A 24,706-nucleotide genomic window follows, 5' to 3' on the forward strand; every position below is an offset into this window, starting at 1 on the left:
TTGTTTTTATAATTTTCATGAAGTTTCTTTATTAATATTTTTTATTATTTCCATAACTCTAGTTTTTGATCGGGGGATTTAAAGTCTTATTTGGTATTAACTCAAGATAATCTCTCAGCAGCTTCGGCTTTTAGCTGCTGGTATCCTCTCTGCTCTATAGTTATAAGTTTACATTCCGGGGATTCGAGTACAATGCCTGCTTCATACTTTGTACATTCTCCTATAACAGTTAAGTTACATATATTTTGTACTTTTTTCATCTTTTGGGGGTCAATTGTAATAAGAAGTTCGAAATCTCCGCCCATGTACAGGGCAAATTCCCTCAGCTTGTCCGAATTTGAAGCAAATTTCCGGACCTCTTTGAGGATGGGAAGTGAATTTTCCCGAATTCTAAAGCCTATATTGCTCTGCTTGGCAAGGTCGTAAAGGGACATCGCAAGGCCATCACTTGTATCCATCATGGATGTTACTGCTCCGGACTCGGCCAGTATTCTGGCTTCTTTCGTGCGTGGAATGGGCTCAAAAAGCGCCTTCAGGACTGTTTCACTCACTGGTTTTCTCGATTGAAGGGCTTCCAGGGCTGCCCCTGCAGATCCTGTATATCCAGTGATACAGACAAGGTCGCCTGGCCTTGCTCCACGCCGCAGGAGGAGATGGCTTTTTTTTACTCTGCCAAGTGCCGTCCCCGTAATTGTCAGTTCTGCGTGGGTATCAAGGTCACCTCCGATAATCGCAGTCCCGCAGAATTCGGCACACGCCTGCATACCTTTTGCAAGTTCTTTAACAAAAGCAATTTCGGTATCTGCAGGCATTCCAATTGCCATGACAAGCCCTGTGGGCTCTGCACCCATGGCTGCAATATCACTGAAATTTACGGCTGCTGACATCCAGCCCATTTGCCAGGGGGTCATCTCTTCCGGAAAATCGGTAGTCCTATGCAGCATATCAGTAGTAACAACCAGGCAGTCTTCTCCTTTCAGGTCAAGAACAGCGCAGTCATCCGAACCGGCGCCTATAAGGATTCCTTCCTGTCCTTTCTCCCTGCCATCAGGTGCTTTGAAAATCTCAGATAAGATGGAGATTAGAGCGCGTTCTCCGACTGAAGATACTTTTGTGTTTTTCATGGTCTTTTTTGAAAAATATGACTTTTGCTTTCTTTTCTATAAATACATGCTCTCTATGAGTCAAAGTGCACTGAGTTCCTCTCCTTTATTTAATTTGTGTAACGCACAAAGTTACACAAAAATTTAGTAATATCCTCAGAGGTATTTTCAGTATTCAATAAGATATTCCCAAAAATTTTAACACTTATCCCTAGGCATAGAATTAATAAATTTCTCGAATAAATTTCTCAAAGGCTTCTCATTTGCTTTTTATCCTTTGGGATTTATAAGACTTCTGTAAACTTCAAATTCCTTTGAACTTAAAACATGTTTTACACAAAAGCTTAAAAAGAGTCAGTTTACCCTTTTAAGGAAGCAGACAAGAAAGAAAAGTACAAAAGATAAGTTAGTATCAGTAAACTGTCAGATCCATATCAGAAGCTGGATTCTCGTACAGAATCAGAGATTACTTCTTCTCCACTTTCTTTTGTTCTTATCCTCACGTTTTCCAGAAAACGTTTTGCAACTTTCCCGAGTTCGTACAGTTCTTCCCGTTCTAGAACTCGGAATTCCCTTAAATTCTCCTGCAAGCTATATTCCGGAATTCCCTGTTGCAATGCATATATAAATCCTTTATTTTTCACATGTTTTGAGATCCAGGCAGCTATACTGGCAATCTCTTCCCTGCTTCCGATAAAATCCCTGATTAACGTTGTCCGGAGTTCTAGCTCCAGGCCGCAGGAATCTGCAATCTCAAGCGTTTTTATTACAGATGCAGTAATCTGTTCAGGATTCTTTTTCATCGCTTCAGATTCTCCGCATCCCGTAACTTTTCCATAAAGTGCGGAATCATCCGGGGGAGCTTTTATATCAATAAAAAATTTATCAACCAGCTTTCGTTTAACCAATTCGCTTGCCATTTCAGGGTAACAGCCGTTTGTATGAACCCCAATTGCAAGCCCTATTTCTCTTGCAAATTCCGCAAGAGGAATAATTGCTTCCTGCATAAGAGGTTCTCCTCCTGAAAATACAACTGCACTTACAAAGGGCCTCGATTCTTTAATCTGCTCTTCCACAAACTCCAGTTCTACAGAGTTAAATCCCTGGATGTAGGGATGGTTCTGGCAGTAGGGGCAGCGAAGGGGGCATCCCCGAAAAAAGATAGTAATTACGGCTTTCCCTCTCCAGTCCACGGTCGAGAGCGAGACAGTGCCTGCGTAGTTTACTTTCATAGCCTACCGTTTCTCACATTTTTCATATTTAAAAAGGATTAAGGGACTCTTACCTGAGTTCCCTTGTGCTGTATCGCTTTCTGTCCAGAAGTTCCTGGCGTTTGCCTTTGTTCCAGCCTTCAACCGACTGAAGATATCCTGTAATCCTTGAGAGATGCTGCACATTTTCAGACCTACACTTCGGGCATCTATCCAGCAATCCATCGGCTACATATCCTTCGTCGGTGCATACGGTCATATCCTTGGTAAAGGCAAAGTAACCTGTCTGGGTATTCTTTGCTATATGCATTGCAAGCTCCTGAAGGCCGTCTGGATCAGGTTTTCCTTCCCCAAGCCAGATATGCATAATATTTCCACCGTCTACAATTGGGAAGAAGGTATGTTCGTATTTTATCCTTTCAGGCAGAGAGATATCTGCACCAGGTGGAACATGAGTCCCATTAGTATAGTAGATTGGCAGATCATGCGTCTGATTCAGCTCACGCTTTGCGGTCTCTAAATTCCCTTTAATTGTAAACTCGGCCTTGTCGGCATACTCCTTATGAAGGAGGTCCGAGACTGCAAAGCGTTGGGCAGTCGTTTCCGCAGGCGTTCTTGCAAGAGCAATTTCCATACCGTTTTCCTTTGAAAGCTTTTGAGCGTGCATTTTCATTTCAAACATAGCCCTGATCGCAAGCTTATATGCAGCAGGAGATTCGTGGATCTGGTAGCCTGTATGGTACTGAACCATTTCATTGATTCCTACCACTCCTATAGTATACACAAGGCTTTCGAAATCCACAGCAATTGCTCCTTTTTCCCCTGTATTCGGATCTTTTGGGCACTGGGCTGCAAAGGGAATCCTATTTTTCTTAATCAGACTGTTCATCCATTTTCGCTTGATCTTGAAAACTTCCACACCCTTGTTCATCAGGGTTTTGAGTTCATTGAAAAGTTTTTCGTCATCGTGTTCAGCCCTGTATGCCGCCCTTGGACAGTTTAAAGACAGGACCATCCATGAGCCCATTGAAAAATGTTTTCCGTTCCTGAAATGAAGTTTGTCGTCGAATTCTTTATCATCTGTAGGGTTTGCAGAAAACTGATACGCACAGCATTGATAACATGAAATTCCTTCTCCTGCACCCCTGTACTCCGGGAGCTGATTATCAAAGTAAGGAGTCCCGAATTTGGCAGCCAGCTCGAAGGTCATCCTATACAGATCTTTGTAAGTCGGAATCTCAGGATGAACCCTGTTGAATTCTTCGTCTTCTTCCATAAAGTCAGGTTCAATGGAAATTTCAGGTTTGGGGAAGCTAAAAGGTTTGCCCCAGGCATCTCCCTCAAGCATGACATCCATAAGCGCCTTAAATCCGAGGCGAACCTCTTTTTCAAATTCTCTGTAGGTCTTGAGTGGAGCCTGCTTGCCGTCCCAAACCTTACCCATAGCAACAATAGGAATATTTCTCCAGAGCTTCGGAACTCCAGGGGAAAGCTGCACAGATGAAAAGACAGTCTGTCCGCCTCTTGCGCACATCATCTGCATCATTTCATAGACGAACATCTGCATAAGCTGTCTGATCTCGGTTTCAGACTTACCTTCCAAATAGGGAGCCATAAAAGTCAGGAAATTGTAAAAACCCTGTCCGCCTGCAAAATTGGTCTGAGCCGAGCCCATAGCTTTTACAGCATGAAGGAAAGCTACCTCAGCATTTTTTGCGGGTTTTGCTACGCTTGACTGGGTTCCAACTCCATCGGGCATGAGACCATAGTAGAAAAAGTAACGAAGATCCCAATCCTGGCAAAAAGGCCTTGTGCCCATATATTCAAGGTCATGTATATGGAAATCCCCATTAAGGTGAAGGTCGGCAAGCTCTTTTGGCATGAGAAGGAGATTTTGCTCCTTGGACATTTTGTCGGCTTTCCTTTTATGTGAGGTTTCCGCGTTGTTCAACTGGTTTGCATTATCATTTGCCTCAAAGCCGTATCCGGTATCAATTTCATATGCATCGTAGACCGAAGCCCCAACCCTGGTCATGATGTTTCTCCATTCAACATGCCCCCTGTCAAGCAGAATATTGTTTACGATTTCCCGGATAAGTGGGCCTGAGAGAAACTTGAGATTCATCTTTTTAATTATCTTTTCTGCTTCCCTTGCAATCTCAATTGCTTCCTCTTTTGTAATTGAGGGTTTATTGTAGAAGATTTCGCTTAATTTAGTTTCCTTAAGGAGTTGGTTTACAATGATGTTCCTATCCCAGTTAAGAATGAAACCATCTGTTGTCCTTACCCTGGGTAGAGGGGAGACGGACAGCCCATCAAGGGTTTTTTGCACTGGCTGGTTGTCAGATAACTGGTCATCTTTTGGGAAAGAAGAGGCGGACAACTCTTCAAGTGTCTTTTGAGCTGACTGGTTGTCAGATAACTGGTCGTCGGGTAAGAGAATCTCGGCTGTCATTTTCTCATCTTCAGTAGCTGTTTTAATAATGAAATTCAATAGCGGAATTTGCAGAAATATTCAATTTATTTTAATTTCAGATCTCTTTTATCACAGGATTTCCTGGATTTTTTCAGGGTTTACTTCTCCCCCAATGAAAAGCTCCTCGTGCGTAAGGAATGTATCATTGATCTGTAAAACAGGCGCTGTCACTGTAAAGACTCCGTTGAAACGCAGTTCCGTTAGGGCCTCGGGAGTAGACATATCTGCTACCTCAAAAGCAATTGAGTGTGCTTCTAGGAAATTTTTTAATTTACTGCATTTCGGACATCGTTCCGTTGTATATATGATTATTTTTGCCATGCTTTACGTCCCTCTGATTTTACTCTAATTCTTAATCTGATTTTTAGTTGCCGTTTCTTGCTCGGGTCTTGTTTCTTTCTTACATATTTTGTTTTTCTATAGTGTTTGCAGAGTGAGCGCGCAGGTGCAAAGCGCGTTAAGCAATAAAACAAAACCCCACATGGGTTACCATTCCTCAGCTAACCCTTATAGTCCCTATAAATATGTATTTTCATGTATCAGTCAGCAATATCGGAAAAGGGTACAGCTTCTTAAAAGGTTCCCCCAGGATATCTTTTTTCATTCTATTGAGTGAAATTACCTTTATTTTCAGGTAAATATTCTAAATGCTATGTCGCTTAATAATCGTTTTTCAGCCCAAGTTTGGATACAGTAACATCTTTGTTTTGTATACAAAGATTCACTCTTTGTTACCAAGTCTGGTAATAAATTTGAGGATTCCTGTTTTTGAAATACTGCCTTATTTTGGTAAACAATTTCAAGCACAGAAGGCTTTAAAGGACATCTGCAGCCTATTTGCCAGGTACAGGTACGGCTAAGATCTATAAGGAATTATTCCTCGAAACCGTGAAAAATATCACAAAAAGACAATTTTCTTTTTGTCTCTACTTTTGTGAAATTTTTCTTTTTCTCATGGCTGGGAATCCGTACCTGAGCATTTCTTTTATATCAACTTTGTCTTTTTTATTCCGTTTAGAAATCTTTAATATTCCTGAAAAGGTTGAGGATTACAAAAAAACGTTATATCATGGGGCCAGTTATATGTATCAAGCACAAAAAGAGGTGTCACTTCATAGAAAAACTGTTATCTTCCGGCTGCAAGCCTCTTGACGAACTTCTGGGAGGAGGTTTCGAAAAAGGGATCGTGACTCAAATCTTCGGACCTGCAGGAACCGGGAAAACAAATATCTGCATCCAGCTTGCAGTGGAATGTGTAAAGCAAGGGCAGAGAGTCATCTTCATAGATACCGAAGGGCTTTCTCCTACTCGTTTCAAGCAAATCGCAGGGGAGAATGCAAAAGAAATAGCCAGAAGCATCATTATCTATGAACCCCTGAATTTTGAAGAACAATATGCGGCCGTAAGAGAGGTGGAGAGAATAGCTAGTGAGAATATAGGTCTCGTAATCCTGGATTCTGCAACTTCATATTACCGGTTTGAGCTTGAAGACAATGAGACAGGCATGAAAAGCCGCAGAGAACTTGCTAGCCAGATAGGATTTTTGCACGCCCTTGCCCGTAAATATGGTTTTGTTGCAGTTATAACCAACCAGGTATATTCCGATATTACTTCCGGAGGCGTGCGCCCTCTTGGCGGCAGTTCCCTGGAGCATATCTCAAAGACAATTATCCAGCTTGAAAAAACTGGAGAAGGAACCAGACGCGCCATTCTGTATAAACATCGATCCTGTCCGGAAGGCTCGAGTGCAGAGTTTAGAATTACAGCCGAAGGGATTCGCTAAGCCGAGAAATTCGCTAAGCCAGAAGAATTCCCTAACAGATTAAAATTAGAAAAAGTTCTTAGAAAAGTCCTTGATAATTAAGAAGAAAAACTTAAAACTCCCGGGAACTTCCGGGGGTTTTAGAATTCCTTTTTACAGGAATCTCTTACCAGAATTTTAACGTTCTCTGGTTCCAGATATAAATTCTTCAGTCCGCCTGTAAGCTTCGTCGTCAGGGTACTGAATTGCCGGATGTTTCATAAAGTAGGAAGCCGGGGAATATAACACTCCTCCTATTCCACGGTCAAGAGCCAGCTTGCAGCATCGGATAGCATCTATTACCACACCTCCTGAGTTAGGAGAGTCTTCTACAGAAAGCCGGAGTTCAAGATTCATAGGTACATCTCCAAAAAGCTTGCCTTCCATTCTCAGGAAGCAGATCTTGTTGTCTTTTTGCCAGGCTACGTAATCGCTGGGTCCAATGTGAATATTATCGTCATCAAGCTTTTTGGAAAGCACGGACTGAACAGCTTCGGTCTTTGATTCCCGTTTGGAAGCAAGCCTGCTTCTGTTGAGCATATTGAGAAAATCCGTGTTTCCGCCAGTATTTAGCTGGTATGTTCTTTCGAGTTTAACGCCTCGCTTTTCGAAAAGATCTGCAAGAATCCTGTGCGTGATGGTAGCTCCAAGTTGAGCTTTGATATCATCACCAATGATCGGAATATTCTTTTCCTCAAACTTTTTTGCCCATTCGGGATTGCTTGCGATAAAAACAGGCATATTATTTATAAAAGCCACACCTGCCTCAAGGGCACACTCTGCATAAAAACGGACTGCTTCTTCAGAACCTACAGGCAGGTAATTGAGAAGCATCTCGGCACCCGAATTCTTAAGTTCATTCACTATATCTACTTTTGTGGCTTCTTGTTCCTTGCTAACAACAAAGGTATATTTTTCCCCATAATTCTTCATATGGTCAGAGACCCCGTCAAGGATCTTGCCCATTTTAACCTTCACACCTGTGGATGAAATATCAGGACAAAAAACCGCTGTGCAGTTCGGGGGAGCAAAGATTGCCTTGGAAACATCTTCTCCTACCTTCCTGGCATCAATGTCAAAGGCAGCAACGACTTCGATATCGCCGGGCTTATACCCTCCAATTTCTCTGTGCATCAGTCCTATGGGCTCTTTATCTTCGACTTTATAGTACTCAATGCCCTGTATCAAAGAACTTGCACAGTTCCCGATTCCTGCAATTGCTATTTTTATTTTTGTCATAGGCGCTTACTCTCCGATGAATACCCGGATTATCATAAACCGCATTAATGAAATGACATATCTTTTACAATTAAATAAAATGACATATCTTTTACGATTAAATGAAATCTAAAGATTCAAGGATTTACGGATTCAATGTTCCTGAAGTTTAAGAATTTATTTTCTGAAATTACGACTTCTTGTATTGCAGCTATGAATTTTAAACCTTCTCCTATTTGTTCTGTTACCCTATAAATCTATTATATCTAAATTTGCGTCATTGGGAAAAGAGACTGCATTTGTTTAAATCCTAATATGTGTTATCTGTTTTTTTAAATATAATTTTATTTTGAGGAATGGTTGCAGGAATCTTTATTAGCTACAATTTTCCAGCAACTATGGCGTTTAGTGATAAACGCCTTTAACACAATTTCGTTTTGATTAATATAAGATTAATATAATTAATTTTAAGTCTTTAAGGTTGCACGGATAATACAAAGAAGAAAAGATAACGAGTCTGAGAGTTGAATAGGTTTTTATCTGATGGACAGCTTGAAAGAAAAGCCGGAATTTCTCCGGTACAACTTGATGCTTACATTGGAAAGTGATCTAATGAGGACAATTGACTGGAAGGAAGAGTCCAACTCCGTGGTGCTGGTAGACCAGACCCTGCTCCCGAAAGAATACAGGATAATTGAATGCAAAACCCTGAGTTCTCTGTGTGAGGCTATAAAATCTCTCCGGATAAGAGGTGCCCCTGCTCTCGGTGCAGCAGGAGGTTTCGGGATTGCCCTTGCAGCTTTCCTGAGTGGGGCCAGAGATATTGAAACAATGACAAGAGATCTAGAGATTGCGGGAAAAACCCTTAAGTCAACTCGCCCGACTGCAGTAAATCTTAGCTGGGGCGTGGACAGGGTTCTAAGAGCAATTTCGGATGCCTTTGATGTTCAGGGAGTCAGGGACATTGCCCTTCAGGAAGCCAGGGATATCGCGGAAGAAGATATAGCCACAAACAAGCGAATAGGCAAATTCGGGGCAAAATTCCTGAAGGATGGAGATACCGTACTCACACACTGTAATACAGGTAGGCTAGCCTGTGTGGACTGGGGTACAGCTCTTGGAGTTGTGCGTTCGGCTATTGCTGAAGGCAAAGAGATCAAGGTTATTGCTTGTGAAACCAGGCCGTTGAACCAGGGAAGCAGGATCACTACATGGGAGCTGATGCAGGACAAGATTCCAGTAACCCTTATTTCGGATTCAATGGCTGGGTGGGTAATGCAGCAGGGACTTGTAGACAGTGTGCTTGTAGGAGCTGACAGGATCACACAGGATGTCATTTTCAACAAAATAGGCACATATTCTCTCTCTATTCTTGCAAAAGAGCATGAAATTCCCTTCTATGTAGCAGCTCCAGTCTCTACTTTCGATTTTAATGGTTGGGAAGGCAGTGTAAAGATCGAGATGCGAAACCCGGATGAATTGCGCTTTTTCGGGTCTGAGCAGCTTGCCCCAAAAGACGTGGAGGTTTACAATCCTGCTTTTGACGCAACTCCTATGGAAAACGTAAATGCAATAATTACTGAGAAAGGAGTATTTTACCCGCCCTTCCTGCTGGACGAAGTATTTGTTTGAGAATTGTCCGCTTCAAGAGCGTGACGAGTTTCCTTCAACTTTTCTGAGTCTCAGCTATATAAGAAATTTCTCTGCTGGGTTTATATATCAGAACTGTAAATTATGTGGTAATTACCAAATTTAACAGGAAATTTAACAGTTACTTAGTTATTTAGCAATATTAAGTGGCTATTTAATATTTATGTTAAATTTTCTAATTTTCAATTGTTAATTTCCAGGTAATCTTTAATTATGCCAGAAAATCTATTAAAGGCAAATACAGGCAATGAAATTTATATTTTAATTAATGCATTCACACAGGTGTTCACACATGGCTAAAAAATCAGGTTCCGGGCTCCAGTCTTCTGCAGGGCTAATGCGCTACTATGAAGCAGATAAAAATGCAGTTCATATCCAGCCCAAGACAGTGCTGATTGTCGGTGCCATTACTGGCATAGCAGTATTATTTCTAAGTGCTGTAAACGGTTTCTGGCCGTAATCATAATTTTTTCGGCAGGGTTCCCTTGAGCAGGCAGAGTTCAGGAAAAAAAGAAAGCAAACGCAGAGCTTTTTCAGGGACCAGAATATCTAAACCCTCAGTTTTTTTTCTGGGTTTTCTCCTTATACTCGTGGGTATTTTCGGGGTCATGTACAATCCTTCCAACTCCGCAGGCGCTGCGGCTCCCTGGGAAGTTTCGGAAGCAGGTACTCTATATTTTCCAGAGCGAGAAGAGCCAGTATTTACTATCCAGGAAATCGAAGATATATATGCCCCTGAAAACTCGGACACTTTAAAATTGCTGTCTTTTGAAAGCAAAGGGGAAAATCTTCAGGCTCTCTTAAGAATTCCTGGAAACTTCTCTTCTTCTCCTGGCTTAGTCCTATTACCTGGAGCAGGGGTTAGCAAAGAAGCCGAACAGGGTCTGGCTGCAGAGCTCTCTAATATGGGATATGCAACTCTTACTCTTGACCAGCGCAATCTGGGCGTTATAAGTATAGAAAGAGACCTTGAACTTTTCAAAGCTGGTCTTGAGCCCGTGGAATATACCATGGTTTATGATGCCCTTAAGGCCTCAGACGTACTGGCTGCCCAGCCAGAAATTGATCCTGAAAGGCTTGCAATTCTCGGGGAAAGTAACGGAGGAAGAGTTGCAATCCTTGCCTGCGCCCTCAACCCTTCACTTAAAGGGATTATCGGGATCAGCACCTCAGGGTACGGCACTGAAGAAATTGATTCTTCCCTTGCTGACGATCCTGAAGCTTACCGCTTTTATCGCTCAATCGATCCGGATACCTATCTCCTTAATCTATCGCCTGCGAAATTCGTGCAGATCCATTCTTTTAATGATACCGTAATCTCTCATGATCAGGCGCTGCGAACCTTTGCCCTTGCAAAAGAACCAAAAGCGATGTATAACGTTACTGAGGCAACACACGGATATACGGCCTCAATGCGCCCTTATCTTGAAAAGGAGCTTGCCCTTCTTTTGAACTAAAGTTATGAGCTTAATGTCCAGCTAAATTTATTGGAACAAGAGTACTTACATATGAAAAGTATTTTGGGTATGAAAGCTTCTCAGCCACTATTAAGCCTGCGGGAAATTCATGGAATCGGTGAACGGGTAGCTGATAGACTAATTGGCCATTTTGGAACTGAAGACGCGGCTCTTCAGGCTATTTTTGAAGGAGATATAGTTTCGCTATCTGAAGTCAATGGAATTAGTCACAATTTTGCTCTTTCCCTTGCCAGATATGCCAAATCTAGTGCTGAAGGCTGCTCAATTTCAGATTTTCTCAAGACAAAAGAAGCTCTAGACCTTTATTCCCGCCTGCTTGAGCTGATAAAAAGTTTTGCTCATACGGCGCATTCTAGGGATAAACTGGATCTTTTCTACCCTTTACCTGCTTCGCGCATGGATCTTATCCAGGAAAGACATGCTTTCGTAAGAGAATATCTTGAACTAGGAAATGCCTTTTCCGAGAATCCCGAGTTTATTAGGTTAATCTCGATGGTTCGTAAGCTCAGGCCAGTGCCTGGGAACCTAAGAGTTAGAGATCGGATAATCCTCTGCGGAGATTCAAAAATCCTGGAAGCAGCTAGAGAAAAGTTTCAGGACTTTTTGCCTGTCCAGGCCGTAGAAGACCTCTCGGAATTCATAGATCTTGCGAGGGGGTATTTCAGTGTTATTGTTTTTGATGATACCTATCTTAGCTTTGATCTACCTGAGGACATTGAACCCGAATATTTCCAGGACCTTTCCAGAGCTGAATTCTGGCAGGTTTTGCCTGAAAAAGAACTGGTATTTTTTGCTCGGAATCTAGACTGCATCCGCGCCTGCCTGAATATCGTATCATCTCTGCGTTCTAAGAACTTTGAGCTCTTTGAGGAACTGTCAAAAGAGAGGCTTGATATACTTGAGGGAGCTCTCTCAAAGTTGGGTGAGGATGGAAAGCCTGTTGAAGGCTTTGACCCTGAACTTGATAGGCTCGAAGCAGCCTTGGAAAATCTTGATCCTGCATTGACCTCGTCTCTGATTGAAGCTAACCAGCGCATGAACTTAACTCTTGAGGCAAGTTCGCTTACTCTAAGCGGGCAGGAACTCATCAAGCTTGTGAGCGGGGGAATGGAGATTAAAGACCTGCTTGCAAAGGATCTTAATAAAATCTATAAAGCTGAAATTGAAGCCATCAAAGAAGAGCTTGCTGAAAAACTAGGGCTTCAGAAGCAAGAAAAACTAATGCTTGACTCACTCTTCCCGGATGAAATTTCCTATCCTCTCTGTGCAGACCAATCTCAATTGCAGCTTCTAAGGCAAAAGTTGAACAATACTCTTGAGAAAACAAGACTTGCTCGAAAGAGGGAGCTTGCAAAAACGCTTTCAGCTTTTCACCAGCCTGTAGAAAAACTTGTCAAGAAAGTTCTGGATTTTGACCTCGGCTTTTCAGTATCCTGCTTTTCGGCAAAATTCCAGTTGAGACTGCCCGAGCTGATTTCTGAAGTCGGAATAGGCTTTACAGCCGGAGAAAACCTCTTTTTAAAAACCCGACACGGAGAAATCGATCCTATAAATTATTCCATCGGAAAAACTGGTTTTTCCCCATCAGGCCTGGAAAACAGGGTTGTACTTTTGAGCGGAGTAAACTCAGGGGGCAAGACTTCCCTGCTCGAACTTCTTGCCCAATGTGTAATTCTTGGGTATATGGGCTTTCCGGTCCCTGCAAAAGAACTTGAGCTCGGGCCTATCGAAGAATTCTACTATTTCGGGAAATCGAAAGGAACTCTCGATGCAGGAGCTTTTGAAACTACCCTCAAGCAGTTCTCAGTACTCTCTGAATCCTCAGGAAAACTGGTGCTTGCGGATGAACTAGAATCGATAACTGAGCCTGGCGCTTCTGCGCGAATTATAGCAGGAATTCTTGAATATCTGTCCAGAAATAAACAGAGTCTCGGGATTTTCGTTTCCCATCTTTCGGAACTCATCCTTGAAAATACCGAAACAGAAGTAAGAGTAGATGGAATCGAGGCCAATGGCCTGGACTCCCACCTGGAGCTGATCGTAAACCGGAATCCTGTATACGATTGTATTGCTCGAAGTACTCCCGAGCTAATTGTGGAACGGCTGCTCAGAAAAACTACAGGAAAAGAGCAGGAGTTTTATTCACATTTAAAAGGTAAATTTAAAGTATCTCAAAAGGACTCAAAAGTAAGCTCTTAAAAAATTTAGTTCATTATTCTTAAATATATTAATCGAGAATTTTTATGAGAGAGCCCGATCTCTACTTGTCATCTCACTATAATCAGGTTTCTGCTTGTCATCTCCCTATACTTTTTCCCTTTAACTCCTGGCATATTTTTGTTTTTGTCGATGATTGACTCTAAGAGATAACGTTATAAATCTTTAGTTCTATATATTAATAAATAGTTATGAGTTGGCGGAGATTCCGTAGAATTCTGAAAAGCCGGTAGATGCAAAAATTTATATATACGCTGGTGTCAATGCATGTCCGGTAACTTCATATGGAGATTGCCTTCCCCTTTATGCGAGGGCCTCAAAACCCTAATCGGCTAAAAGGGTTGATATTATTAAGGGAAATTTCCCTGAGGCTAACTACCTTAAATCGTTTGAGTGAACCCGGGGACATCTTCTTTTCAACCTCGTAAAACCGGGTGACAATCAGGTAATGAAATTGAATTATGAGATATACAAAGACTCTATCTTCAGGTCTTTTATTATTTTTAAAGGCAGATGTGAAGAAATTCAAAACCCAGGCCATGCGTGATAGTAATGGAGCGGAACTTCCCCATTCAGTGTGCAGATTTTGATAGGCTGGTTATGGATAATGTTGAAGGAGCTCGGGTAGAAGTTTCCAGTATGCCTGATCTAAGTGATCCCTGTTTATATACGGACCGCGAGTACAGCTGGCTTCAGTTCAATGACAGGGTACTAGAAGAGGCTTTTGACGATCGCAACCCTCTGCTTGAAAGAGTCAAGTTTCTTTCGATTTTTGGAAGCAACCTTGATGAATTTTTCATGGTCAGGGTTTCAGGTATCCAGAAGAGAATAGTGGAAGCTATAAAAGATGACCGGACAGATGAGCTGGCGCAGGAACAGCTTCGCGTTATCCGAAAAGAGCTTCTCAGGCAGCTTTCTCTCAACGATAGCTGCTGGAATGAAATACTTGAGCCTGCCCTCCGGGAAAAAGGAATTAAAGTTCTCAATTACTTTGAGCTTTCCGGAAAGGAAAGAGAGAAGCTAAGAGGTTATTTTGAGAGAAATATTTTCCCTTTGCTTACTCCTCTGGGTTTTGATTCAGGGCACCCTTTTCCTCATATTTCCAACCTCAGCCTTAACCTTGCAGTACTAATTGATGACCCGGACTATGGGGAACGATTTGCCAGGGTTAAGATCCCTCCAATGTTCATGAGGCTAATAGTTGTTCCTGAAGATGATCAGGATAGAATTACTTCCAGTCTGGAAGAGCTGAACACAGGACGTTTTGTCTGGCTCGAACAGCTTATTGCTGCAAATCTTGATCTTCTATTTCCGGGACAGCGCATTCTTGGAGCTTATCCATTCAGGATCACACGCGATGCAGACCTCGGGTTTGATGAGGATGGAGATAAAGACCTCCTGACCGCTGTAAAACAGAGAGTCGGCAGGAACTACTTCGGGTCGGTTGTCAGACTTGAGACCGATTATACAATGCCCACAAGAGTCTCGGATATCCTTCTTAAGAACCTTGACCTTACCTCTTCCCTTATGTTCAGGTCTGCAGCTCCTCTTGGGCTCTCAAGTCTTATTAAACTTACACAGATTAACCGTCCTGAACTTAAGTATGAACCATTTGAGCCGAAAAAACATTCTCAGCTGGCGAAAAGAGAGAATATTTTTGCAAATCTGAAAAAACAAGATATTCTTCTCTACCATCCCTATGATAGTTTTGAGTCGGTAATTGATTTCGTAGAAGAGGCTGCTGACGACTCGGATGTTCTGGCAATCAAAATGACCCTGTACAGGGTGGATGACAATTCCAGAATTATTCAGGCCCTTATGAAGGCTGCAGACCGGAAAAAGCAGGTAGTGGTTCTTGTGGAACTTAAAGCCCGCTTTGATGAGGAGAACAATATCGGCTGGGCAAAGGAACTTGAGCGCAAAGGGGTCCATGTAGCTTACGGCTTTCCGGGACGCAAAATCCATGCCAAAATGTGTCTTGTGGTCAGGGCTGAAAAAGAAGGCATCGGGTACTATGTGCATATGAGCACAGGAAACTATAACGCAGTCACAGGAAAACTGTATACCGATATGGGCTATTTGACAAGTGACTCTTTCATAGGCAAGGACGTCTCTGATCTTTTTAATGCCCTTACCGGATATTCAAGAAAGGACCATTATATCAAACTCCTTGTAGCTCCTCAGACTTTAAGACATCAGATTCTGGAGCGTATCAGGCGTGAAATCGATCTGCACGAGAAGTGTGGGAACGGACACCTGATCTTTAAGATGAATTCCCTTGTGGACTACCAGTGCATTCGGGAACTCTACAGGGCTTCTCAGGCTGGAGTGAAAGTAGACCTTATTGTCCGGGGAATTTGCTGCCTCAGGCCAGGTATTTTCGGGCTTAGTGAAAATATCAGGGTTACCTCGATAGTTGGCCGTTTTCTCGAACATTCCAGGATATATTATTTCAGGAACGGCGGAAAAGAAGAAATCTTTATGGGAAGCGCTGATCTCATGCCGCGCAATCTGGATAACAGGGTAGAAGTCCTCTTTCCGGTCTCTACCGAATACATTCCTGTTGTGAGAGATGTAATCCTTGGCACTCACCTAAGAGATAACGTCAAAGCTCGCCTGCTTCTCCCTAACGGCAGGACTGAAAGAATCTACCCACAGCCTGAAGAAGAAGAACTGGATTCTCAGTTATGGATGCTTGAAAATAGCAAAAGCTGGGATTTAGGATCTAAGAAAGGTTGAAAATGGGAAGTTCTTCTTTTCATTTTTTTCTTCATTTTTCTCTATTTTTATAGTTCACATTAGTCTACATTTCTAATTGGTTTATCTGTGATTTATACAAAACTGGAAAATAAAAAATCTAATTAACTGTTATTGCGCTAAAAGATAGTAGGAATTTCAATATGCTTGGTTTATCTTATTATTACTAAAAAGAAAAAAATGAGAACGTTTTATTTTAAATTTATCCCTTTTTCTTAGAAACTAATTTTTCTTGAGCGTTATACAAATATGCTGTGTCTCCATACTCCTTATGTTTTGGGTCATAGTTATTCCAGATAAATGAATACTTATTCCAATAAAGCGTACTTCCAGAGTTTTTACCACTTCCGCTTCTGAGAGTTACCGAAGATTTAGATTTCAGTGTGTATGAAGAAAATGTATAAGTATGCTTAGCGCCCTCGTCTTTTATTTTCCAACCTTTCAAATTTATTAATGTCTTTCCTCTATTTGTGATTTTGACATATTCTTGATATGGCTTTTCACCAGGAGCGCCGACATCCAAAACACTGATATAAACTGAGTTGCTCGAACTGCTGCTCTTAGTCGTTGCACCTAAAGCAGGAGAAAGAGTGCCCAAAATTAAACACATAGCCAAAAAGATAACAACTATTCGATTTTTAGACATAATCTCACCTATGATATCTGCCCTTATTTTTTGAGATATTCATCTAGTATATTTAAAATGTGTATATTTCTACTGATTTATACAAAATAGAAAAACATATATTTACAAAATATTCAGGTATGGGCATACATAATTATATTTAAACTTCTCCAGACAACTTTTTGGATAGTCTGGCTTGTCGCTAGCTGATTAGTTGTCAAGCTGGTCAACAATAGCACTTCTGTTTACTAATTTTAAAAAGTTCTTTCTGAATTCGATCATTACAGTAACTATATGAATAGAGACTTTAATAACCTATGAGTGTAAACTGAAACACAAAAAACATTTTAGATCCACAGATATATGTTTTTAATAAAAACGGCTTAGTTTTTCCTGTAACTATTATACAGAAAAAAACCCTTAAAAAAGAGCTTTCTTGATACCCTTTCTTTATTGAGTGTATAAATACACAATCTGTCCAATACATAAACTGAATCTGTGCGGAAATAATAACGGTTACAAACTTTCGGAAACTACTAAATAATCTCAAATAGAATAAAAATATGAACTAGTATTGTGAAGCTTATTTTGAGTTTCTCGACTCCTTCGAGAAAAACGAAAGACAGGGCTTTCAGGTGGTAATAATGGAACCCGAGAAAATCTCCGAAGGCAGAGTTGTTGCGTTTATCGATATAGGCACTAACTCGATCCGGCTTCTTCTGGTTCGGATCAACCCCAATGGGTCTTACCTGCCCCTGACCAAGCAGAAGGAGACCGTCCGGCTTGGAGATCAGGAATTCATAGATAGGATTCTGCAGCCGAAGGCAATAGAACGCGCAGTTGTTGTCTGTAAAAAGTTCATGGAACTTGCCAGAGCCTACAGGGCAGAAGAGGTTATAGCTGTGGCCACCTCGGCAACCCGCGACGCAAGCAATAAAGTTCAGCTTCTCGAAATGTTGAAACGGGAGGCAAACCTGGAAGTCTGTACAATCTCCGGAACCGAAGAAGCTCGCCTTATTTACCTTGGAGTTTCAAGCGGGCTTAGGCTCGGGAACTCAAAAGCTCTATTCATAGATATCGGAGGGGGGAGTACCGAAGTATCAGTGGGGGATCAGACTCATTGTTATTTTCTCTATTCCCTTAACCTTGGAGCGATCAGGCTGACAAACATGTTTCTACCGGATGAGACAGGGCCTGTTTCCGAGGAGCAGTATGAGCAGATTAAGGCCCATATCCGGCGTAAGATTACAGATATAACAAAAGACCTTTCTAGGTATAACATAAGCTGTTCAATCGGAAGCTCGGGAACAATTGAAAATCTTGCCAAGGTCGCTTTTGTCTATCTGCACAAAACAGCCCATGAAAGCTTTGAGAAACTGGAATACGAAGACCTGAAGAAAATAGTCCGGGCAATATGTGCAATACCTCTCGAAGAACGGCGCAAGTTCCCGGGAATCAATGCACAAAGAGCAGATATTATCATCTCAGGGGCTGCAATTATTGAAACGTTTATGGAAGAGCTGGGAATCTCCGAAATTCGAGTAAGTAAACGCGGGCTTCGAGAAGGGCTGCTTGTAGACTATATCTCAAAGAGCGAATTCTCCTACATGATTACCCAGATGTCGGTAAGAAAACGCAGCATTATGCAGCTAGGGCTTACCTGCAATTTCGATGAAGAGCATGCCCATACCGTTACCAGACTTGCCCTTGAGCTCTTTGACAGTATTCAGGCGCTTGGAATTTATGCGTTCAGGGCAGGGGAAAGGGAACTTCTTGAGTACGGTTCCATCCTGCACGATATAGGGACATTCCTATCATATGATACCCACCAGGCTCACGCCTATCATCTGATACGGGAAAGCAGTCTTCCCGGTTTCCAGCCTGAAGAAATCGAAATCATAGCGAATCTTGCCTACTTCCACAGGAAAAACACGCCTAAAAAGAAACATCCCAATTTTGTCGGGCTTAATAAAGATGTAGTAAAAAGCATCAGGGTTCTCAGTGCCCTGCTCCGCATTGCCGAAGGCCTCGACCGCTCTCACAATGGAATTATTTCGCATGTCCGGTTTTATATTGCCTCTACTGACAGCCTAGTGCTTGAAATGCATGCTCAACGGGAGTGCCAGCTTGAAATCTGGGAGGTAGAGAAACAGAAGAAATACTTTAAGAAAATTTTCGGATACAATATTCAATCCAAAGTTCTTATAAAACAGGAAGCTGGAGTTCCCTTAGTCCTTGAAGGGGGTGCTGAGCTTGAGGAAATCCCAGGGGTTGAAATGTCCTCAAAAAATTAAATTAAAATTAAATCAAAAATTAAATGGATTTATGGAGAAAATTTTGAAGTAAATCTGTTCAGAAAGCTTAGTCATAAAATTTATTCGCGAAGTTCATCTATAAAAAATTACTACAGTTGTGTACTGCATTAATACAGGTTTCTCACTGCGTTTTCAATCCTTTCCCTGAAATTTTCATTGCATATCTTTTCCCACGCTTCGGGAAAGGTATTGAGCAGTGTCTGGAGTTCTTCTTCCCTGTATGCGATATAGGCTTCGATTCCTTCTGCGCCCTCGGAAAACTTCTTTTTTCTGGAATCTTTTTCACTTTCGGCGGAATCCCATTCTCCGGTTCTCAGGTAAGAACCCAGCAGGTCAAGTGCAACGACTGCATCGTGGAGATTTCCAAGATAATCCTGGAAGGTTTTGAGTTCTTTGATCAGGAGTTTTGCGTCTTCTCCAAGTACGCTCTCAAAGAATTCGAGGGTATAACGCATTCCTTTGGTTGCAATTCTGAGCCTGTGGAGACGTTCAACAGGAAGATAAGGCCCTTCCACCCATTCGGAGTAAGCACTGATATCTGCTAAACGTCTATAAAGGATTGAAGGAAGCACTTCTCTTACCCTGTGGGGTAATGCATCATGTTTTCTATTTGTTACAGGAAGGATTAGAGTTTCGGGAGAAACAAGTGTGTCTGAAAAATCTTTTTTGAAATTGTAGTATTTTTCACTGTCCAGGTAATCAAGCATATTTTTCCTGGCTTTTTCTCTCTCTTCCGTAAGCACTGTGAAAAGCGGATCAAGATCATGTTCATGTCCTGGAGGTAAAGTTTTCAGGTATTTTTCGGCTTTTTCGCGGAAAACATCCAGATCCCTGACTTCTCCAAGTGAGCCAAGCGTTCTCTTGAGCCCTTTGAGGTGAGGCTCAAGATGTTCGGAATCGAGATAATCCTCAAAAACCTTTGCTGCAGCTCTCATTCTGCGGACTGCAACCCGCATATCGTGTAATTCTTCGATCTCTTCTCCTTTTATAGTTCCTTCTTCATGGGAGAGCATACAGGAAAATTGATAGGAAAATATCCTGCAGGCAATCAAGGCCATAGAATCTGTCGGTTTGACAGCTACCTCTCCAAGCAGCTTGCATTTCTTCTTTTCTGGGTTTTTCTCTCTTGCAGCTTTTTTTTCTTCTGACTTTTTCTCCTCTCTGGCCTGTTTCTTCGTTTTGATTTCTTTTTTTTCGGATTCTTCTTTGATTGGAACTTTTTCTTCCTCAGCAATCTGAGAAAACAGGAGTTTCCTTCCGAAGAAATATTTCCAGAGCTTACTTTGTGCTTCAAACTTTTTTGCAGCTTTTTCAGTTGGAGATCCGATTATTTCTATCTCCAGAGCATTTTCAAGCTTCCTTGCCTTTCTTGACCTAATTTCGAGAGACTCCAAGAGATCTGCAATCGACATAATGGCTGAAAGTATCAGGGCTTTATTCTGAAGACCAGGAGGCAGCCCCGTATGGAAACTTTTCAAAGTTGAGCTTAAACTTTTTTCGCTTACAGAAGGGCTTACACAAAGGTCTTGAAGTTTAATAATAAGGCCGAGCATTAAAATTTCGTGAAGTCTGAGCCCTTTTACAGGATGTGTCAGAAGAATTTCCCTGCTCATACGTGTGCTCTCTTCAGGAAAAATGGAGTTTCCGGTATCTTTCAGATAGGCTGCAAGTTCCAGAAGTTTTCTCTCTTCCTGCCCCAATCCGTGGCATACAGACAGCTCATCAAAAAGTGTAAGAGTATATTCCCTTCTTCTTTCGGCCTGGTTTTTATTTGCTCCATAATACTCAAGCAGGCTTTCCGGGTCCCATTGCTTATCATATTGCTTAAGTTCTAAAGCTTTCTTTTCCTTTTTAGAAAAGCAATTTTTTCCGGTCTGAAGATGGAATTCAGGGTCCTTTTCTTTATAAGTTGTAAAAGGAAAAATAGAAAGCCTTTTCTCCTTAAATTTTGAACGCATAGCTTTTATTTCGGTTTGAGGAAGTTTTAAAAGCAGGCTGAGCTCTTCGCAGCTCTTTCCTCTATCAAGTCCCATTAAAATTTGAGCTTGCTTTCCATACACATTTTTCTGATCTGCAAGCTGTGCACAAAAAGCTCTTTCTTTCAGGCTAAGGAAGGTTTTCTCAGGAAGGTTTTCCATGAAAAGAAAAGCTCTCTCGAACTTGGAAAATTGGCTCTCAGCCAGGTTGTAGTGCTTGAGAAGGAGACGCCGGATAATTTCTAGATCTTCTGATCTTCCTTCACTTTTAAGCTCAACTTCAAACTCATTGTAGTTCTTTTCCTTACCTTTACTTTTCAGGCTGACCCGATCCAGGTAAGTCTCAGCTATAAGCTTTTTTCCCATTTTTACCTGGCGAATCATCCTTTTCTGTTTAAGGGACAGCAGCGGTAAAAGGTCAAGTCCTGCCGTAAATTCAAAAATCAGATTTCTAATACGGGAGTCAGGACATGCAAGCACTGAAGCTCCTTCAGGTAGAAAACTTACATGCTCTTCTCGCTTGTGAGTTCCGCCTTCGAAACCTCCCAGGCTTTTAATAGTTATCCAGCTTCCGTCTTCCCCATACGCTTTTCTGACCCGCAGATAGTATCCAGAAGCCATAATAGCCCGGTTCTCAGTATCAAAGAAAATATCTTCATTTAACTGAATTTTTGCCTCTAAAAGAGAGTATGAAGCCAGCTTTGAAAGACTTTCAAGGGCCTGAAAATCTGCTTCTTCCTTTACCAGAAATTTAGATTCTATCTCCATACTATCTTTCCAGCCCGGGTTTTTCTTATGATTAAAGGATTATGATTAAATTACAGATATGTGTTTAAAATTACAGTTAAATTAGTTGAGATGCTATATATCTCAGAACCTCTAAAGGATTATTTTTTCTAAACTATTTTTCTGAGTTGTTTTATAATTACTACTCAAATCTTTATAAATAAATCTAATTTTATTCTTTTTATCTGTTAAAATTAACCAATACACACTATTTTCAAATTAATTATATTCTAATTCTTTATGAAACAGCTTTAATATTAATCATCTAAAAATGACTAATTAATTAAATTATATGTTGAATAACAATTCAAAAAAGCTAAATGCAGTAAAGCAATATTTACTAAAAATTTAGAAAAAACAGCAAGGATACTCTCAAAATTCAGTTTCTCAGGAATTTAGTTTATACTATCTGAATTTATCTTGCTAAGTAATTTATCCAATAGAATCTCGTTTGATTACTTATAGATTATTCCATTAGATTGATAGAGAGTGTTCCATTTAAATTGATAGATATCATTCAATTCAGAATGCAGAACTATCTTATTTCCTGCACTGTAACCAGTTCAGCTCCTTTCCCAGCCGAAAATAATTTTACAGCCCCGAGCTTTCATACTATTGAATTTTTAATATTGACAAGCTTTCAATTATTAATGATAACGGATTAATGATTTATGGAGTAACTTCCCTTGACAGGTAATGACATACTATTCTGGGATGAGACCCTATTTAAGGATCCGTCGGTGCTTGAGCCTGACTATCTTCCTGATTATTTTCCCCACAGGGAGTCACAATTGAATGGGCTTAGATTTGCGCTCAAGCCAGCCCTGCGCGGTATGCGGCCTTTGAATTGTTTGCTGGTAGGTCCTCCCGGAACAGGAAAGACCAGTGCAGTTATGAAGGTATTCAAAGAAGTCGAAGCCCATGCGACTGGTATCGTTACCGTCAAAGTCAACTGTCAGATTGATTCCACGCGCTTTGCAGTAATGTCCAGAATTTACAGGAAGCTTTTTGGAATCTCTCCTCCCAATTCAGGAATTGCGTTCAGAAAGATCTTTGAAACCGTTGTTAATTTTCTCGTTTCATCGGAAAAAGTTCTTCTTGTTGCTCTTGATGACCTTAATTACCTCTGTTACGAGGGACATGCCAATGAAGTAATGTATTCGCTGCTGAGAGCGCATGAGCAATATCCTGGAGCAAAGATAGGAGTAATTGGGATCGTAAATGATGCTGCTGACCTCTACTGTCTGGATTCAAGAGTGAATTCGGTTTTTCTGCCTGAAGATATTCCTTTCCCGAGATACGGAAGTGCTGAAATTCTTGATATTCTCAAAGATCGGGTAAAATATGGCTTTTATCCGAAGGTAATTTCTGATGAGTTACTAGAACTTGTGGTCTCATATGTAGAAAGGACCGGAGACCTCAGGGTTGGAATTGATCTTCTAAAACGTTCCGGTTTTAATGCCGAACGCAGGGGAAGCCGTACAATCTCTTCTGAAGATGTGGAAAAAGCGTATGAAGCTTCCAAACTGCTTCATCTGTGCAGGGGTATAAGTCTCCTGTCCGGTCCTGAAAAACATCTGCTTGAGCTAATAGCAAAAAGAGGAGAAATTCAGGCAGGTGAACTTTACAAATCTTTCCATGAATTAACCCAGCTCGGATATACTCGCTTTTACGGGATTGTCAACAGGCTCCAGGTGCTTAACTACATAGATGCGGACTTTACCGGCAAGGGTCAGAGAGGCAGGACTAGAATTATAAAAACAAAATTTGGGGCCGAGGATATTCTTAATTGCCTTAAAAAAGGCTGAGCCTTAAAATAACTACCTAAAGACCTACATTAAGGACCTAAACCCCAACCACGCTACCCCACAATTTATTGCGGGACATCCCCAGCGTTTCTGTGTCTTAAATCATCTTTTATTCTGATGTTTTTCATCTCATTTAGATCTCGTACTCTGCATGTCTAATCATCGGTATCAAAGTGTATCTCAATAAAGTGGAAAGTGATATAGATAAGCAAGACTCATTCTAAAGCGGGGATGAGGTACAGATAGACAATTCTTGGAACGAGCTTCATACCTTTAGTGTACTTTATAAGTATAGGGCCCTCAAAAAATGATTCACTTTTCAAGGGTTAACAAGCCTTATCTCGTGAATTGTATGTGGTGCTAGTGCTCCCCCAATAAAAGTACGGATGATAAAGAATTTATTTTCCATTAAAGAAATTAAATATTCTTAACTTCCATTTTAAGGTTTTTTAGTCCTTATTTTAAACATTTAATTTTGTAAAACGGAAAATGGAGTCAGTTGCCATAATTTCAAAAAAATCTGATTTGTCAAAAAATAAAGCTCTAATCCCATCCATCTATTATTTTTAAAGTTTAATCGGGTTTATTTTCCTCTAAATTAGATTTTAAGAATGTACTTTTATTGGAGGAACTCTGGTTATATATCTATTACCTAAAATAAGAATTCTGAATCCTTAGTTTACACACTAATTTTGGAGGACCCTAATAAGTTAACAAATCTCACCGTTCAGGCAAGGGTTCTAGGCGTGAAATTTGAGCAAATTGAAAATATACCGAAATAACAAGCGTTTAGGAATTTCCAGTTCTAGGCTCACTCATGCATATTGAAAAAGGTCTGAATTGGCATATATTAATATTCTTTCCTGAGAAAAGTGTGAGAAGCCTCTCTCTGATCTTCTCAGGTGAAGAGAGAGGAATAGACCCAACTGATACTATCAACTGGTCTTTAATGGAAGAAATCAGTCATATCCTTGCAGGAACTTATGTAACTGCACTTTCAAATTTTCTGGATCTCAACATTTTAATCTCAACGTCTTATACGATGTACGATATGTTTGGCTCTATCCTGAATTCTTTGCTCACGGAAATGAGTTGTAAGACAGACTTCGCCCTCCTGCTCAATGCGGAGTTTTTGATAAAAGAAGAGGAAATTTATGGAAATATTTTAACTTTGTTTGATCCTGCTTCACTAGATATTCTGTTAAAAAGAATTAATGGAATGCTTTACCAGAAATTTGGTCAACCGGAGATATATTTTTATATAAATATTTAGGAAGGATTTAAA

At 40.9% G+C, this 24,706-nt stretch carries 16 protein-coding genes; 9 read left to right on the forward strand and 7 right to left on the reverse strand.

Going from position 1 to position 24,706, the window contains the following annotated elements; translation table 11 throughout:
- Window positions 1-101: 101 nt before the first annotated feature.
- The 4 genes from thiL to BP549_RS11460 form a co-directional block, all read right to left on the reverse strand.
- Window positions 102-1,124, reverse strand: a complete 1,023-nt coding sequence (gene thiL, locus BP549_RS11445; RefSeq protein ID WP_292376764.1) for a thiamine-phosphate kinase — start codon at window positions 1,122-1,124, stop codon at window positions 102-104.
- A gap of 413 nt (window positions 1,125-1,537) precedes the next feature.
- Window positions 1,538-2,335: an anaerobic ribonucleoside-triphosphate reductase activating protein gene (locus BP549_RS11450; protein ID WP_292380676.1), complete on the reverse strand. Its 798-nt coding sequence runs from the start codon at window positions 2,333-2,335 to the stop codon at window positions 1,538-1,540.
- Window positions 2,336-2,384: 49 nt separating this feature from the next.
- Window positions 2,385-4,769, reverse strand: a complete 2,385-nt coding sequence (nrdD, locus tag BP549_RS11455) for an anaerobic ribonucleoside-triphosphate reductase (RefSeq protein WP_292380679.1) — start codon at window positions 4,767-4,769, stop codon at window positions 2,385-2,387.
- A 90-nt stretch (window positions 4,770-4,859) separates the two neighbouring features.
- Entirely contained in the window at window positions 4,860-5,111 is a 252-nt protein-coding gene (locus tag BP549_RS11460; protein WP_292376767.1) for a glutaredoxin family protein, read from the reverse strand.
- Between the two features lie 748 nt (window positions 5,112-5,859).
- On the opposite strand from BP549_RS11460, the gene radB reads away from it, so the two are divergent.
- A complete protein-coding gene (radB, locus tag BP549_RS11465; protein WP_292380682.1) occupies window positions 5,860-6,573 on the forward strand; it encodes a DNA repair and recombination protein RadB in 714 nt (237 codons plus the stop codon).
- A gap of 156 nt (window positions 6,574-6,729) precedes the next feature.
- On the opposite strand, the gene BP549_RS11470 is transcribed toward radB, so the two are convergent.
- Window positions 6,730-7,830 carry an inositol-3-phosphate synthase gene (locus BP549_RS11470; RefSeq protein WP_292380685.1) on the reverse strand — a complete coding sequence of 367 codons (1,101 nt, stop codon included), beginning with the start codon at window positions 7,828-7,830 and terminating at the stop codon, window positions 6,730-6,732.
- A 567-nt stretch (window positions 7,831-8,397) separates the two neighbouring features.
- Here BP549_RS11470 and BP549_RS11475 point away from each other — a divergent pair.
- The 5 genes from BP549_RS11475 (at window position 8,398) to ppk1 (ending at window position 15,893) form a co-directional block, all read left to right on the forward strand.
- Window positions 8,398-9,441: an S-methyl-5-thioribose-1-phosphate isomerase gene (locus BP549_RS11475; RefSeq protein ID WP_292380687.1), complete on the forward strand. Its 1,044-nt coding sequence runs from the start codon at window positions 8,398-8,400 to the stop codon at window positions 9,439-9,441.
- Window positions 9,442-9,751: 310 nt separating this feature from the next.
- Entirely contained in the window at window positions 9,752-9,919 is a 168-nt protein-coding gene (locus BP549_RS11480; protein WP_292380690.1) for a preprotein translocase subunit Sec61beta, read from the forward strand.
- A gap of 25 nt (window positions 9,920-9,944) precedes the next feature.
- The gene (locus BP549_RS11485; RefSeq protein ID WP_292380693.1) at window positions 9,945-10,916 is read left to right on the forward strand and encodes an alpha/beta hydrolase family protein; all 972 of its coding nucleotides are present in this window, start codon (window positions 9,945-9,947) and stop codon (window positions 10,914-10,916) included.
- A 51-nt stretch (window positions 10,917-10,967) separates the two neighbouring features.
- On the forward strand, window positions 10,968-13,136 hold the full coding sequence (locus tag BP549_RS11490; protein ID WP_292380694.1) for an endonuclease MutS2: 2,169 nt from the start codon (window positions 10,968-10,970) through the stop codon (window positions 13,134-13,136).
- Window positions 13,137-13,706: 570 nt separating this feature from the next.
- A complete protein-coding gene (gene ppk1 / locus BP549_RS11495; RefSeq protein WP_292380830.1) occupies window positions 13,707-15,893 on the forward strand; it encodes a polyphosphate kinase 1 in 2,187 nt (728 codons plus the stop codon).
- Window positions 15,894-16,113: 220 nt separating this feature from the next.
- On the opposite strand, the gene BP549_RS11500 is transcribed toward ppk1, so the two are convergent.
- Window positions 16,114-16,557, reverse strand: a complete 444-nt coding sequence (locus tag BP549_RS11500; protein WP_292380697.1) for a lamin tail domain-containing protein — start codon at window positions 16,555-16,557, stop codon at window positions 16,114-16,116.
- Between the two features lie 623 nt (window positions 16,558-17,180).
- Here BP549_RS11500 and BP549_RS11505 point away from each other — a divergent pair.
- The gene (locus tag BP549_RS11505; protein ID WP_292376775.1) at window positions 17,181-18,830 is read left to right on the forward strand and encodes a Ppx/GppA phosphatase family protein; all 1,650 of its coding nucleotides are present in this window, start codon (window positions 17,181-17,183) and stop codon (window positions 18,828-18,830) included.
- 128 nt (window positions 18,831-18,958) lie between these two features.
- Here the strand turns inward: BP549_RS11505 and BP549_RS11510 are convergent, their stop codons facing one another.
- On the reverse strand, window positions 18,959-21,595 hold the full coding sequence (locus BP549_RS11510) for a CHAD domain-containing protein (RefSeq protein ID WP_292380699.1): 2,637 nt from the start codon (window positions 21,593-21,595) through the stop codon (window positions 18,959-18,961).
- 704 nt (window positions 21,596-22,299) lie between these two features.
- On the opposite strand from BP549_RS11510, the gene BP549_RS11515 reads away from it, so the two are divergent.
- Window positions 22,300-23,421, forward strand: a complete 1,122-nt coding sequence (locus BP549_RS11515) for an ORC1-type DNA replication protein (RefSeq protein WP_292380702.1) — start codon at window positions 22,300-22,302, stop codon at window positions 23,419-23,421.
- An 874-nt stretch (window positions 23,422-24,295) separates the two neighbouring features.
- Window positions 24,296-24,694: a hypothetical protein gene (locus BP549_RS11520; RefSeq protein ID WP_292380705.1), complete on the forward strand. Its 399-nt coding sequence runs from the start codon at window positions 24,296-24,298 to the stop codon at window positions 24,692-24,694.
- The last annotated feature ends 12 nt before the right edge of the window (window positions 24,695-24,706 follow it).

Source organism: Methanosarcina sp. UBA289 (assembly GCA_002496565.1).
In the GTDB taxonomy this organism is placed as follows: domain Archaea; phylum Halobacteriota; class Methanosarcinia; order Methanosarcinales; family Methanosarcinaceae; genus Methanosarcina.